The sequence below is a fragment of the Tunturiibacter lichenicola genome (assembly GCF_051013355.1).
In the GTDB taxonomy this organism is placed as follows: Bacteria; Acidobacteriota; Terriglobia; order Terriglobales; family Acidobacteriaceae; genus Edaphobacter; species Edaphobacter lichenicola_F.
In genome coordinates this window covers 760,875-776,042 of record NZ_CP132944.1, presented here as the reverse complement: position 1 = coordinate 776,042, position 15,168 = coordinate 760,875, and the positions used below count along the sequence as shown (strand labels likewise).

Here is a 15,168-nt window from a genome sequence, read left to right as displayed (position 1 = left end):
AACCCACGCCACGCCCACATCGTCGAAACACTGCCGCTCTGCCTGATAGTATTCGATTTGCATGCGACGAATTCAATGACAGCGAACCACTCAACATCTGCAACGCCAGAGGAGACCGCGCACCTCTCGTTAGAGATCGGCCGGCTTCTCCTGATGAACGGCTCTGATACTGCTCGTGCGAAGGAAGCAGTAGAGCGTTTTGCACACGGGCTGGGTTACGAATCGCATCTATCGATTACCTTCGATGCGCTTCTGCTCACGGTCATTGTGGAAAATCAGTTCCGAACGAAGGTAGGTTCACACATTCCTGCCACCACCGTGAATATGACCGCCGTCGAGTCTCTCAACCGAATCGTCGATGACACCTCCTCTGGACTTCTTGATGTCGTCACGATAGCTTCACGACTAACCGCTTTGGAGTACAGCAAGCCACTCTACTCATGGTGGCTTGTTGCCGCTACGCTCGGACTGACTGGGGCAAGCCTCTCCAGGTTGTTCGGAGGCGACTGGTCTGTCTTCGCTACGGTCCTTATCGCATCCATGATTGGGACTGCCGTACGACAGCGACTCGGCCGCTGGCACATCCACCAGCTAGCCATTCCCTTCATCACCGCCTTGGTCTCTGGCATCATCGGTGGGGTGGGGATGAGGGTGCATCCGAGTAACATCCCTGCGCTCTGCCTCATCGCCCCGGCGATGCTCCTGGTTCCCGGTGTTCCTCTTATCAACGGCATCCGAGACGCAATCGATAACAATATGACCCTCGCTCTTTCTAGGCTTTCCTTTTCCGTATTGGTTGTCGTGGCCATCGCGTTAGGCCTCTTCACAGCAACAGTCGTAACCGGCGTTGGCATACCTTTATCCGGGCCATCACCTTTGTTACCAATCGCAGAAGATGCTGCATTCTCTGCATTGACAACCATCGGTTACGTCTTCCTCTTCAATGTCACTGCAAGCGCCGTCTGGGCCTGCGTCATCTGTGGCGTCTGTTGTCACGCACTCCGAACCGCTCTGTTGCACTTCGGCTTGGACATCATCAGTGGAACCGTAATTAGTTCGCTCGTGGCAGGCCTTCTGGCTCATATCTTTGCCCGACGTTTTCGAACTCCGCCCACAACGTTCGCCTTCCCCAGCGTCGTTGCTCTGGTTCCAGGCTCCTACGCGTTTCGAGCGTTTATAGGGTGTCTTCAAATTCTGAGAGCAGGAGATCTGGCGTCCAGCGGTCTGATCGCTGAAACAGTGTCGCTCATTCTTTACACAATTCTTCTAACATCTGCAATCGCTGTTGGTCTGGCAATCGCACTCTCTGTCCCACTGCCGGCTTGGCATCGCGGAGCCAGCGCAGATTAGAAATCCTGTAGTTCAACTCTGTGGAAACACCATCTTCTTCGGATCAACAACTTCATCGAACGTCTTCTCATCAATCCACCCCGTCGCAAGTGCGGCTTGCTTCAGCGTTGTCTCCTCATCGAGCGCCTTATGAGCGATCTTCGATGCCTTGTCGTATCCAATGACAGGGCTGAGCGCCGTAACGAGCATCAGAGAGTTCTGAACGAACTGCGCAATGCGTTTTTCATTCAACACAGTTCCTTCGACCGAGAAGATTCGGAACTTCTCGCTTCCATCGGCCAGGATGCGTGCCGAATGAAGAAAATTATTGATGATAATCGGTCTCATCGCATTCAATTCAAAGTTGCCCTGCGAGCCGGCAAAAGCCACCGCGGAATCATCGCCGATGACCTGGATGCAGATCATCACGATTGCCTCGCATTGGGTGGGATTCACTTTACCGGGCATAATCGAAGATCCCGGTTCGTTGGCTGGCAACACCAACTCACCTAATCCGCATCGCGGACCCGACGCCAGCCACCGCATATCGTTGGCAATCTTCATCAGCGCCACGGCGAGCGAACGCAGCGCTGCATGCGCATTCACCATCGCATCGAGCGAACCCTGCGCGGCAAACTTATTCGGGGCCGTTACGAACGGTAGCTTCGTCAACTCCGCAATCTTTGCGGCGATCTCCTCCCCAAAGTGAGGAGGAGCATTCAGTCCGGTGCCAACAGCGGTACCGCCTGCCGCCAATTGATAGATCCCCCGAAGAGACTGGTCGATGATCGCTATTGAGTCGCGAAGCTGGACAGCGTAACCTGACCACTCCTGCCCGACAGTCAGTGGTACAGCGTCTTCCAGATGTGTGCGGCCAATCTTGACGACGTTATTCCACTGTTTCGCCTTCTCCTCGATCGCGACAGCCAGGGCTTCTACCCTGGGCAACAGGTATCGCTTCACCTCAAGTGCGCTGGCGATGTGCATCGCTGTTGGAAAGGTGTCGTTCGACGATTGCGCCATATTGACATGGTCATTAGGATGAACCGGCGTCTTGCTCCCCAACTCTCCACCAAGCAGTTGAATCGCGCGGTTGGAGATCACTTCGTTGACGTTCATATTCGATTGTGTCCCGGAGCCGGTCTGCCATACGAAGAGCGGAAACTCACTATCCAGTTTGCCCGCGATGACCTCGTCCGCAACGACAGCGATAGCATCCGCAAGCCGTTGATCGAGGCGTCCCGCCGCTGCATTAACCAGAGCGGCTGCCTTCTTCACATAGCCGTAAGCGTGGTACACCTGCTTCGGCATGTGATCGTCTCCAATAGCGAAGTGGATCAGAGAACGTGCCGTTTGCGCGCCCCAATAGTGGGTTGCCGGCACTTCTACTTCGCCCATCGAGTCCGTTTCTTTACGTGTTCCCGTAGCCTGAATGCCTATAGGGATAGGCTTCAACGCAGACGCCTCGTGTGTAGCCATCCATCACCTCACGCTCATGGCAAAATTCCCAGATAATGTTACGAAGCTGCGTCTTCACAGGTGCTCGCTCCGCACAAATCCATTAGCCCCGTTCATAGGGAACGTAATGTGGCTCCCAGACGTTTGCATCGATCTCCCGATTCAGGGCCGCCTCGTCTGCTACCTGTGCTTGGCCATCCTGAAGTGCCTGCTTCCCAACAGCCTGCGCAATCAGGCGGCCAATTCCGCGCGCCTGAGAGATCGGCGGAAGAAGATTTCCTTGCTTGTCCTGCTGCGTGGGTAGGTGACGAATCAATTCAGTTGCCGCCGCCTTCACCATTGCATCGCTGACGAATCGAGCTTTGGAAGCAATGATACCGAGGGCGAGCCCGGGAAAGATGTACGAATTATTGGTCTGAGCCACCGGTGTTTTCTTCCCGCCAAAGCTCACTGGTTCGAACGGACTGCCGGTGCCGATCAGTGCGCGGCCATCCGTCCAGTTCATTAAGTCCTGAGGTATCGCCTCACTGCGCGAAGTAGGATTGGACAACGGAAAGATCACCGGGCGATCTGTGTACTTCGCCATCTCACGAACGGCCTCTTCGGTGAACGCTCCCGCATGACCGGAGACGCCGATCAAAACAGTTGGCTTCACATTGCGAACCACATCCAGGAGCGTGATCTCTCCATTCGCCTGTCTCCAACTCTTCACCTCTTCTTCTTTACGCGCATAAGGTAGCTGCTCTGGCTCCACATGCTTACGACCTTCGGTAATAAGACCGTAGTAGTCGACCCCGTAGAAGCGAGACCGTGCTTCTTCTTTCGAGACGCCACGATCTTCAACAAACTGTGCCAGCAGGTTGGTAATTCCTAACCCGGCACTGCCAAATCCAACAACGACAATCTTCTGTTGCTCCAGCGGAACGCCCGTGACATTGATTGCAGAGATGAGCGTTGCACTCGTAATAGCCGCGGTGCCCTGAATGTCGTCGTTGAATGTGCACAGCTGATTTCGGTAGCGCGCCAAAAATCGCGCTGCATTCGTCCCTGCAAAATCTTCCCACTGCAACAGGACGTGAGGCCAGCGTGTCTTCACTGCGGAGACAAACGTCTCGACAAAATCATCGTATTCCTGCCCACGCACACGTTTATTCCGCCAGCCAATATAGAGCGGATCTTTGAGACGCTCCTCATTGTCCGTCCCGACGTCGAGCAAAATCGGCAGACAATTTTCCGGGTGAATTCCGCCCAGCGCAGTATAAAGTGCCATCTTCCCGATCGGAATTCCCATGCCGCCCGCACCTTGATCACCAAGGCCCAGGATGCGTTCACCATCGCTGACAACGATACATTTCACGTCGTTATACCGGGAGTGACCGAGAATTTGAGTAATCCGATCCTTATTCGGATAGCTCAGAAAAAGGCCGCGTGGCTTTCTCCATATCTCGCTGAATCGTTGACATCCCTCACCAACTGTCGGTGTGTACACAAGAGGCAGCATCTGCTCAACATTGCGAATCAGGAGGGCATAGAACAGCGTTTCATTCGTGTCCTGGACGTCCCGAAGAAAACTGTACTTCGCAAAAGAACTCGGTTGCGCGTTGAGAGACTGCATCCGCCGTTCAAGCTGCTCGTCAAGACTTCCCACGTGCGGCGGCAGCAATCCGTAGAGATCGAAGACATCGCGCTCGTGGTCAGAGAACGCGGTTCCTTTGTTGAGACGAGGAGAATTAATCAGATTGAATCCCGAGAGGGAAACCTTGAGAGCCTCTTCACTCCTTGCCTCTTGCACTTGTGGGTTCATCTTCTGTCCTTCCTTAAGATCTGTCGCAGCCCATGAGCGCGTCAGATTGATCTCGGCTAGGTCTCAGTCATGCATCATTCAGATATCCGCCGCCGGCAAAAACTTTGATTCCTCAAACGGTCAACTTGACTCAAATATGATTCCGGGGGAATGCCTAAAGCGCTGTTTCAATGGCGATAGGTCGAATGGTTGAAATTCCACAGGCGGCGGGTCGCACTAGTGAGCGTAGAGCATAGAGACTAGACGCACGGATAAAGTACTCGTTCGTTCGGATCGCAGTCAAGAGCGCCGACAAATACCCAGCCAGTCCTGAGAGATTACTCCCCCTTGGTTCAAAAGGGAAAGACGATATTACAAGACTCGAGCCTCGCACGTCGTAAAGGATTCATCTTCTAACTACGTCATTGTTAGAGACGGATCAGACCTTGAGAAAAATCTTGCGGCGGTAGAGGGCAGCGACAAAAAGCCAGCAGACGACAACGAACAAGAGGGAGTAGAGCAGGGAAGCAAAGGCCGGGTTCGGCACGATTCGGGCAATCAACTGATAGCAGTATTGCTGCAAGCTGAGGCCCGGCTGCAAACGAATGCTGGCGATCGCCGCCGCCAGAAGCTCAGAGAAGACATAGGCCGCGATAGCGTTGGTCCCAAAGATGAAGAATGGGGCAAGCAAACGAGAGCGGTTCTGCTTACCAGATTTTTTCTCTGGCAGATCCACAATCGCAAGACACAGCGCGAGCAGCAGAAGGCTAAGCCCGCCGGCGAAGAGAACGTACGAGCTGGTCCAGAGCTTCTTATTGATAGGGAAAGTAAAGTTCCATAGACCGCCGAGAAGAATACCTGTAATTCCGGCGATCGCGACTCCACTCACCTTCTGGCTGAGTTTGCGTTGAGTCCGCAACCAAATACCCGTCAGCAGGCCAAGCAAAGCCGTAGCCAGGGCTGGAATTGTACTGAGCAGGCCCTCGGGATCGCGTGTGTGCTCGTACAGATGCGGCGCAGAAAAAATCTGGCGATCCAGCCACGCGGTAAGATTTGCATCGTGGTCAAGCAGGGGAATGTCACGTCCAGGCACGCCATATCCGGGCACCGGAACAAACCGCATCAGAATCCAATATCCAACGAGCGCGGCGACTGCAAGAGCCACCTTGCCGCGCCAGCCCGGACTGACAAGATAGAGCGAAGCTACGATCAGATAACAGACGGCGATGCGAGGAAGCACACCGTAGAAGCGCATCGTGTGGAGATTGAAGAATGGAAAGCTGTTCACCACCAGGCCAAGCAAAAAAAGAATCACAGAGCGTCGAACAACATGCAAAAGCAGCGACTGCCTCGTCGCACCCTGCGCAATACGGGAGGCACTGGAGAAGACTGTCGAGATACCGACAAGAAAAAGAAAAGTAGGGAAGACGAGATCGGTCGGCGTGAAGCCATTCCATGCCGCGTGCTTAAGCGGCCAGTACGCGTAAACCTCGCTGCCGTTGTTATTGACGAGGATCATGAAGGCAATGGTCAGGCCGCGGAGAAAGTCGAGCGACAGCAGGCGGCCCGGCCGCGCGGCGGTAAGAGATGGCCAGGGACTTTCGGAGGGTGCGCTCATCGTTGTCATAGTGTACTGGTGCGCCTCAATCTATTGGTTAGGTGCGAGATGGAGAGCATGAGCGATGGCAAGGGCGGCGGCATAGGGGTCACCTTGCGGCACAGCAGTGTAGCTCTTTTGACTGTGGTTCCAATGGTCGCCAAAATCATACCAGTCGATACTCTTCGGAGCTTCTCCCGTCGCAAGCGAGTCAGCGAGCGAGCCGAAGTACATTCGCCAGCGCGGCATATAGTAGTCGCTCGTCAGGCCAGCCCAGTCGCGGTTGCCGTATTCATGAAGACCGTACTCGCTTGCCTTGCGGTCACCCCACGTAGTCAGAATCGACCGAGCATCGTAGTTGAGACGATCAAGCTCTGCCGGTGAAGAGGCCCATGGCGGAACAAAAGAGAGCCATCGTCCGAGAAGAAAAAACGGGCTGGTTTGCAACAGTTTGTCCTGCAGCTCCATATCAAGAAGCCATTCTTGGCTTAGCCGGGCAAACGCAGCTTTATCCTTCGAATCATAAGCCTGCTTGATGAGCGGCAGCAGGCGACGGCCTTCATTGGCCATTGTCTGCCGCGCGACGTCGACAAGATCATAACGGTATGTCTCACCGGAGCGGAGCGCAGGCGCAACCTGTAGCAGTTCCGTAAGCGCCGGTGCAAATTCGTCCGGATTGTAGCGAAGAACATCGGGAGACCATGTGGCCGCGCGCGTTGCTGTCAGCGAAGGTTGAGAGTTGAAGACGGAGTCCTGCGAAGCATCACGCTCGCCATGTTGCATGTTGCCGTCGGCGCGATATCCATACGCTGTTTTGAGAAGGATCTGCCACGCCCTGCGCGCATGAGAATCATCCGCGCCATATCGGCGTACCGCATATTCGTCGGTCCACTCACTCAGATTAACCGAATCGGTATGCCACGCCATCTCAGTGTAAAGATCAAAGGCAACAGGATTCGTATCCAACCCTTCTGTGAAGATAGCGGTACCTACAATACGGCTGCCAGCCCGCTTCGCCATCTCTGGCAGACGAACAGCGTAGTCATAGAGCGGCGCTCCCATCGTAGTGCGTCCACCAAACTCCCACAGTCCGCCGTAGAGCCACACCGCGCCGCGAAATTCTCTATCGCGGTCCTCGCGGGGTATGCGCCCCTGCTCGATCTCTGCGATGAGAACGTGACTGGTGTCGAGAGAAGAGAGCAGTTCCTGAGTCGGATTCTGCTGCCATCCAAGCAACATCCAAAGCGCATCCGGATGAGCCCGCCTCAGAGCCAACTGAACCTGCTTTGCAGCCTCCGGCACCGGGACGTCGCCTGACGCTCCACCCTCCTGAAAGATCTCCATGTCGTAGATCGCCGAATCACCATAGAGAGCATGCTGATGGCGATAGAAAGACTCTGCTAGTTTGTCGAAGTTTGGATCGCGTGGATCAAGCCAGCCTGGCCGAGTAAATCCGTTCCAGTCCCCTTGAGTGATAACGTGCGCGCCCGAATGGAGACAAGCAAAGTCCGCGGGGACAATGCCATAGTAGCCGGGTAGAACTGGTGTAATACCCAGCCTGCGCAGAGTTGCAATCAGTTGTTGAGCAGAGCGAGATCGCTTCTCAAGAAGCTCCATCGAAATCGGAGCCTCGAAACAACACATATTTCCCATCAACTGCCAGTTCTGGTGTGCAGGCTGAACAATCCAGTTACGAATCGCCTCATCCGAGTAGCCGGCGTCGCGGAAGGTCTGATACAGAACCAGGTCCATTCCACGTTCGATCAGGACGGCGTTCGTTCCGCTGAACGCGAGAATATCGATCTCACGCTGCCAGCGTTTCGCATCCCAGTAAGGGGCAGAGTAGCCGTCAACGTTCTCATTCAACGCATAGCGCCAGCGATAAAGAGCAGGCTTCTCAATGGCTGTCTTTGGTGCTGCGAGTATAAGGCCAGGAGAGCCCAACTGAACCCCATTGGTGGATACCTGCAAATGCGCCACATACTTCAGATACCAATTAACGCCATAGAGAAGGGTAGGCTGTGTGGCTGCCTCAACTCGAATATGTCCTCGAGTGCCCGCGATGCGGAAATAATCTTTATTGTCTGGTCTGGCAACGAGAGCCAGATCAAACTGGCGTGCCAGCTGTGACATCAGGCGCTGAAGCACCCCCTCTGCAGCCGATGTAGGCGACTCGGCACAAGTCATCGCTGGCTGTACCAGCAGACCGAGAACGAGAAGTGAAGTGGAAAGTAAGTGCCTCAAACCCATGCACACCAATGTAGCGAAGTTTAGCGGATACTGGGCACTGTTCTTATGTCTTAATGTATTCGTTTCTCCCCACAGAGAGCGGAGCTTGAAAATCCCTAGGGATGAGTCGCTGTTTGCGCCTTTTCGATGGCGTCGAGCAAGCCCGACAGCCGACTTGGCTCAACGTCACTAACCGCAACAAATGTAAGATCTCCATTGGAAAAACCCTTTACGTGGAATCCTGAGTGTTCCGTCAGCGGCTCCTTTGCGACCACAGAACCTGCATTCTTCCGAATAAAGACTGAGACCCGATGTTTACCAATGCTGTAGAGCAACTGTGCAACCGGCTCGTTTCCGAGGTAAGCCAGATTAGCTCCATCGAGAGTCGTATCGCTCGGCAGGTTCTCCGGTATGTTGAAGCTGAAGGGAATCTTTCCCTGAAACCACGGCTTTACAGTATGCCGGTCCGTAGAGAGCACCTGTGGCGGCAAGCTCGTCGCAAGGGTGGCGATATGTTGATCAGAGACCTCGGTGACCCATGCAGCCTGTCGCATTGACGCAAGCTGTGAACGCTGCAAAAATCCCAGGCTTACCGATACTAAAAAGAGAGCGGCAGCAGCAAACCAACCCAGCCATTCAGATCGCCCCTTCGAGGGCAACACCGTCGAAGAGTGCGACGCCACCTCAGGCTCCGAATCCATATTTGACACCAAACGTGCCAGGCGTTCCTGCAGATCTTGGGGAGGTGTGTTCCGTTGACCAGCCTTAGAGGTGGAAGACTTCAGCAGGCTTTGTCCAAGTGCGTCGGAGGTGCACGCAGGACAGGCGGCGAGATGTTGGTTCGCGCTGGCCAATTGTTCAGGCTGCAACTCTCCATCGACGAGCGAGTTCAGAACTGCAGAAGAAAGATGATCGGTCATGCGCGGAACTCCCTTGGCACCATTGAAACCTGCAACGTTTCACGAAGAGATGCACGTGCTCGCGCAATGCGCGACATCACAGTCCCGATGGGAACTTCAAGAACACTGGCAATCTCTTTGTACTTCATCTCTTCAACATCGCAGAGTAGAAGAACCTCAAGCAGCGGAGGAGACAACTTTTCCATAGCAGCTTCGATCGCTGCACGATCGCTCAGCCGAAGGAGATTGATCTCAGGCGTCTCACGATCGATCGCACCTTCGGGATAAAGGCGCGACCCGGACTCTTCGCCGTCTCCCAACTGATCTTCCAGCGCAACCGTGCGGAAAGCTGCCAGCCCACTGCGCGAAGTCAGGTACGTATTTCTTAGAATCCGGAAGATCCAGGCCTTGAAGTTTGTGCCGGGCTCGAATGAGGCGAAACCGCGAAGTGCCTTCAAAAAAGTCTCCTGCACAAGGTCCTCCGCGTCATTGTCGTTACGGGTAAGCCACTTGGCAACGTTATAGAGCGAAGGAAGCAAAGGCATCGCAAGGCCCTCAAACCCGGAGGTTTGGGGCGGATCTTGGCGAGGCGCGGATTTCCATCGCAGCAGCGTCATCGTCTTAGACTTCCACTAACATCTTCCACTGACGAAAACTAGCGTGCGACCAATTTATTCCATTTTGGACGGAATAATCTCACTAAAACTCAGTTTGCGTCCATGGAGGATCTAATCATGAGCGACAAACGCAACACCGACCCAACACAGGAGCAACCTCAAGACCCCACCCCCGTAGGTGCCGAACGACCAGCAAAGCCAGCCCCGACGGCATCGTAGCGACCTCATCAATATCTGCAGCAGAGTGCAGGCCAATAGCAGTCCACTATGGTCAGCGTCGACTAACGCGCCTTCGAGGACGATCAAGTGACCGAGGACGAACCTGAACCCCCTCCCCAGCACCGCCCGGCAACTCCCCATGCTTCTGGAAGTACTCCCGATACGCAGTAGGCGTCATCTGTCGAACCCTGCGAAACTGTCGATTAAAGTTAGCAAGGTTCGACAGACCCACCTCACCCGCGATCATGCTCACCGGAAGATCAGTCTCCGCAAGCCGCATGCAAGCACGCCCAACCCGAAGCTTACTAAGATAGTCACTCACACTTTCTCCCGTATGCTTCACGAACAGACGATGTAGCGATCGCGGCGAGATATTCCCAACCCTGCAAAGTGCATCGATACGAATAATCTCTTGAAAGCGTTTGTGCAGATGATTGAGCACACGCGTCAACTGAGCCGGTTCTGCATCAGACGTAGCAGGCACCGTAACACCGGCCTTCGAAAGCGGAGTCGTCTCGGCCTCTGCAAGCTCCAACAGAAGATCGAGCGCCGTGTGCAGACGATTCGTCGCGCTCTCGCCCAGCAGCCCCGCCAAACGCCCGCTCATCAAAGCAGCAGTCTCCGTCGAAAACGCCAGACCAGTCGTTGCACTTCGCAACAGCCTCCGAATCTTTCCATACTCCGGGCATATCTCAGCAAGTCGTAGAGCCCACGCCCCCGAGAACCAGATCACAATCGCAGTATGCGGCTCCTTCGCATCGGGTGTCGCAGTCGAAGCCCACGTGTGCGGCATGTCTGAAGGCACAAGCACCAGATCAGGCGCCTGATACTGTCCAATGTGATCGCCGATGAAACGCCACCCACGGCTATTCAACGTCAGCGTCAACTCATACTCAGGGTGATGATGCCACTCGAACGGAATCTCCGGCACGCGACGGTGGTACACGCGAAGCGAGCAGCCCTTAGGAAATGTAACGCGCTCAAACTGCGGTTTCATCGCTCTCCTGTTTCGGCCAAATCTCCGGCGATTGCTGTCCGAATTGTATCGAAAGTTGGCCCATCTGCATCAGCCACAATTCGCCCACAACCCTAGACTCACTCACGTGGTTCTCTTAGCGGGAATCGCGTAGCCAGGAAGGCGTGGATGCATGAAGGCTCTACCCTCCTGATCTCAGAAGAGGTGAACATCATGGCATTTGTAATCGACAATCTCCCGGAAGCGATTCGCAGCACAAAAAAATCACTGCGCAAAGCTCTTCCCAATCACGCCGAAATATTTCACCAAGTCGAAGCGGAGATGCGCCGCCGCGTCGACATCATCGTCAAGGAGCGTGAGGCCGGGCAGTCGGTCATCCCCATCGTACAGTTCTCAGACGTCAAGGCAGGCACCGTCCCAGATGACCTGATCGCAAAGATCAAAGACCGCGGCGCATGTGTCATTCGTGGAACCTTCGAAGCAGCGCAGGCCCAGGCCTGGGACAACGAGATCGCAACCTACGTCGAAGAGAACGGCCTCGATGCAAAGCTCGCCAACGCAGCCGAAGACAAATACTTCGGAACCCTCGCATCGGCCAAGCCCCAGATCTACGGCATCTACTGGTCGCGTCCGCAGGTTCAGGCGCGGCAGTCCGAGCAACTCACCCGCGTTCGCGTCTTCCTCAACAACCTATGGCAGGCAGAGAGCGAGGGACAACGCCACTTCGATCCAAACGTAGTCCCCGTCTACGCCGACCGCATCCGCCGCCGCCCGCCCGGGTCAGCTTCGCTCGGCCTCTCACCCCACGTAGACGGCGGCTCCGTAGAGCGCTGGCTCGACGAAAACTTTCGCAAGGTCTACCGTCACGTCTTCTCCGGCGACTGGTTCAAATACAACGCCTTCGACGCAGCATTCCGCCCTGAAGTACGAGAGCTGCCATCCCCCGCCGTCTGCTCCATGTTCCGCACCTTCCAGGGCTGGACCGCGCTCACGCGACAAGGGCAGGGAGACGGAACACTCCAACTCATCCCCATCGCCGAATCGATGGTCTACGTGCTCCTTCGCGCCTTGCAGGACAACGTGCCTGAGGACGACCTTTGTGGAGCGGCCCCAGGCCGCGCCCTCTCCATCAATCCGCAGTACCACAGCCTCCTCCTGCAAGCTCTCTCCTCAATCCCGCTCATGGAGCCGGGAGACACAGTCTTCTGGCACTCCGATGTCGTTCACGCCGTCGAGAACGAGCATCGCGGAAAGGGTTACAGCAACGTCATGTACATCTCGTCAACGCCAGGCTGCGCAAAGAACACAGCGTACCTTGCGAAACAGGCTCCATCCTTCCTCTCCGGCGAAACTCCGCCGGACTTCGCCCCTGACGACTTCGAGGTCGACTTCAAAGGACGTGGAACGAAAGCGGACCTGACACCATTGGGCCGTTCTCAGCTCGGCCTCGCGCCGTTAGGAGAGGCAGAGAACGAATCAGTACATTCGTTGGCATCCACATCGGCATAGTCATTCCGCACGATTCACAAAGAACGGCTGGCTCTTTCAATGGCCAGCCGTCTCTATTTCGCTCGTGCGAATCGAAGCATAGACTTGTCTGGCGATTAGATAATTTGTCTCGTAATAAATAGGATGAATAGAACGACAGTGTGTCGCATTCACTGGTCGACTCTGAAAGAGATAACTTTGCAACCCAATACCGGATACAGCAACACAACGGGATACAGCGCCGATCCCTCCATCAAAACGGACACCCGCGCAATGGCAGTCGCGACCACTCTGTTCTTTATGGTCGGTTTTCTCACCTGCCTCAACGACGTCATCATCCCACATCTAAAAAGTATCTTCGAGCTTACCTACGCCGAAGCAATGCTTGTACAGTTCGCCTTCTTCTCGTCGTACTTCGTCTTCAGCTATCCCGGCGGGAAGCTCGTAGATCTGTTCGGTTACAAACGCGCCATGGTGATCGGCCTCCTCATAATGTCGGCCGGAGCGTTGTGTTTTCTCCCCGCAGCCAGTCACGCTGCTTTCGGCATCTTCCTTGCGGCGCTCGTCATTCTCGCTGCTGGTATGACAACAGTGCAGGTCGCCGCGAATCCATACGTAACCGTGATCGGTCCACCCGCCACCGCCTCAAGCCGTCTTAACCTCGCGCAGGCATTCAACTCGGTCGGCACCTTCATCGCGCCATTCTTCGGCTCCGCCCTCATCCTCAAAGGTGCAAAGCCAATCGCACCCGAACGTCTGCACAACATGGAAGAGGTGGCACGCCATGCCTATCGAATGGCTGAGGCAGCCTCAGTCCGCATGCCATACATCGGCATGGCGCTAACCCTCTTTTGCCTTGCAGTCGTTCTCAGTCTCATCAAGTTAAAACCACAGGAACAGAACGAGAATCTGACACAGGACTTCCGTCCCGGTGCCTTCGCCGATGCGCTCACAACACCCGACAGCCTCTGGCGCCATCCATGGTTGCTCGCAGGTGCAGTTGGCCTCTTCACCTACGTCGGTGCCGAGGTCGCCATCGGCAGTCTGCTCGTCAACTTTATGGGCTTGCCCACCATTGCAGGTCTGCCGGAGGCAAAGGCAGCTAACTTCCTGATGGTCTATTGGGGCGGAGCAATGATCGGCCGCTTCATCGGATCGGCAATCCTGCAGCGCATCAGCACCGGCCCGGTCCTTGGCACTGCAGCTCTCGCCGCCTTCACTCTCGTCACCATCACCATCCTCACCCATGGCCACGTGGCCATGTTCGCTCTCCTTGCAGTTGGCATCTGCAACTCCATCATGTTTCCTTCAATCTTCACACTTGGGATTCAGGGTCTCGGATCGCTCACCAGCAAAGGCTCCAGCGTGATGATTGCGGCCATCGTCGGCGGTGCCATCATCCCGCTCGCTACTGGAAAGCTCGCCGACCGCATCGGCCTTCACGCTGCGTTCCTGCTCCCCGCGATCTGTTACGTCTACATCACCTGCTTAGGTTTCGCTGCTATCCGCCGCAAGACCTTCGGAGCAAAACTCATCCCCGTCGAACCGGTCTAAGGCGAGTTTCCCCGAAGGCCGCTGTCCCAAAGGAGAACTCCGAAAAATAAATCCAAAATCCGTGGCGCATTTTTCAGCGGTCGAAACATGGCTGCTTAAGCACCGCGTTTACCACACATTCCACCACAAACTCACCACCAAAACACCACGTTTTGGCACCCATTTTCGCCAAAACCCCCAGCAAAAACGCACTAAACCACGATCAAAAAAAATCGGTCAAATAGATTCATCCAACAAGAATTAAATCAGTCCGCGACCATCAATTCTCCGGGCACAATCGGTCGTGTCCGCGGCAACTTCCCACGATAAGCCGCCAACCCCGTCACCACGAGCACCCCAACAAAGATCCCCAGCTTAACCCAGCTAGCCACGCGCGTCTGCGGAAGTATCTTCCACAACACCAGCAGAATCGTCTGGCTAATCGTTACTGCCCAAACCGATCCATAAAAGTATCGCCGCTCCGTTCCTTCACCCTTCGTCGAAGACCCCACACGCGGCAGCATCCCACCCAAGCCCAGCAACAAAATCGTCAAGCACAGCGGCAGATATCCAAAGTTATAAATCTGCTTCATGTACCAGAACCCCGTCACCGCCGCGATAAACAATCCGACCAGATTCAACAGCGCAAAGCTCACCACCGCATTCCACGCGAACGTGTAACACACCCGCCGATAAAGGGGATTCGGCTTATCCTCATCGAAGCGCAGAATGTACGGTCCAGGCTCAGCACCAGGCAGCTGTCCGCGCAGAGCAGCAACCGCAGTCCCCACCAAGACTAATCCAAGCCACGTCAGATTATTGCGCCCAAACCCGTGTGCAAAGAGCGCAAACGTCAACGGTCCCGGCGCCAGAAAAAATACCCAGATCCAAATAGGCCAATGCGCAAGCCGATAGAGATGCGTGTTCTTCTCTCGCATCTTCCGCGCCTGAGCATACTCAACGTTTCCTTTGTATGGCATACGCGTGAGTCTCGCAGAACCCCGGCGAGCCCGTCAATTGCCAGCACAAGCGCCTCAGCG

11 protein-coding genes are annotated in these 15,168 nt (G+C 55.2%); 3 read left to right on the top strand and 8 right to left on the bottom strand.

Translation table 11 applies throughout. The features are described from left to right. Window positions 1-75 precede the first annotated feature (75 nt). Window positions 76-1,350, top strand: a complete 1,275-nt coding sequence (locus RBB82_RS03300; protein WP_433973696.1) for a threonine/serine ThrE exporter family protein — start codon at window positions 76-78, stop codon at window positions 1,348-1,350. Window positions 1,351-1,362: 12 nt separating this feature from the next. Here the strand turns inward: RBB82_RS03300 and fumC are convergent, their stop codons facing one another. The 7 genes from fumC to RBB82_RS03265 form a co-directional block, all read right to left on the bottom strand. Next, on the bottom strand, window positions 1,363-2,808 hold the full coding sequence (gene fumC, locus RBB82_RS03295; protein ID WP_433973695.1) for a class II fumarate hydratase: 1,446 nt from the start codon (window positions 2,806-2,808) through the stop codon (window positions 1,363-1,365). A gap of 82 nt (window positions 2,809-2,890) precedes the next feature. Then, window positions 2,891-4,591: an NAD-dependent malic enzyme gene (locus tag RBB82_RS03290; RefSeq protein WP_433973694.1), complete on the bottom strand. Its 1,701-nt coding sequence runs from the start codon at window positions 4,589-4,591 to the stop codon at window positions 2,891-2,893. Window positions 4,592-5,009: 418 nt separating this feature from the next. Further along, a complete protein-coding gene (locus tag RBB82_RS03285; protein WP_433973693.1) occupies window positions 5,010-6,197 on the bottom strand; it encodes an acyltransferase family protein in 1,188 nt (395 codons plus the stop codon). A gap of 21 nt (window positions 6,198-6,218) precedes the next feature. Then, complete coding sequence (locus RBB82_RS03280; protein WP_433973692.1) at window positions 6,219-8,354, bottom strand: alpha-N-acetylglucosaminidase; 2,136 nt, start codon at window positions 8,352-8,354, stop codon at window positions 6,219-6,221. Window positions 8,355-8,512: 158 nt separating this feature from the next. Then, window positions 8,513-9,316 carry an anti-sigma factor family protein gene (locus RBB82_RS03275; RefSeq protein WP_433973691.1) on the bottom strand — a complete coding sequence of 268 codons (804 nt, stop codon included), beginning with the start codon at window positions 9,314-9,316 and terminating at the stop codon, window positions 8,513-8,515. Further along, window positions 9,313-9,912 carry a sigma-70 family RNA polymerase sigma factor gene (locus RBB82_RS03270; protein ID WP_433973690.1) on the bottom strand — a complete coding sequence of 200 codons (600 nt, stop codon included), beginning with the start codon at window positions 9,910-9,912 and terminating at the stop codon, window positions 9,313-9,315. The genes RBB82_RS03275 and RBB82_RS03270 overlap by 4 nt, the downstream gene beginning before the upstream one ends. Window positions 9,913-10,183: 271 nt before the next feature. Continuing rightward, window positions 10,184-11,128 carry a helix-turn-helix domain-containing protein gene (locus RBB82_RS03265; RefSeq protein ID WP_433973689.1) on the bottom strand — a complete coding sequence of 315 codons (945 nt, stop codon included), beginning with the start codon at window positions 11,126-11,128 and terminating at the stop codon, window positions 10,184-10,186. A 147-nt stretch (window positions 11,129-11,275) separates the two neighbouring features. Between RBB82_RS03265 and RBB82_RS03260 the strand changes: the two genes are divergently transcribed. Both RBB82_RS03260 and RBB82_RS03255 read left to right on the top strand, forming a co-directional pair. Next, window positions 11,276-12,616 (top strand): DUF1479 domain-containing protein, encoded by a 1,341-nt coding sequence (locus tag RBB82_RS03260; RefSeq protein ID WP_433973688.1) that lies wholly within the window; start codon window positions 11,276-11,278, stop codon window positions 12,614-12,616. Window positions 12,617-12,793: 177 nt separating this feature from the next. Further along, a complete protein-coding gene (locus RBB82_RS03255) occupies window positions 12,794-14,149 on the top strand; it encodes a sugar MFS transporter (RefSeq protein ID WP_433973687.1) in 1,356 nt (451 codons plus the stop codon). 245 nt (window positions 14,150-14,394) lie between these two features. Here RBB82_RS03255 and RBB82_RS03250 read toward each other — a convergent pair whose 3' ends face one another. Beyond that, window positions 14,395-15,108 (bottom strand): hypothetical protein, encoded by a 714-nt coding sequence (locus RBB82_RS03250; RefSeq protein ID WP_433973686.1) that lies wholly within the window; start codon window positions 15,106-15,108, stop codon window positions 14,395-14,397. Window positions 15,109-15,168: the final 60 nt, after the last annotated feature.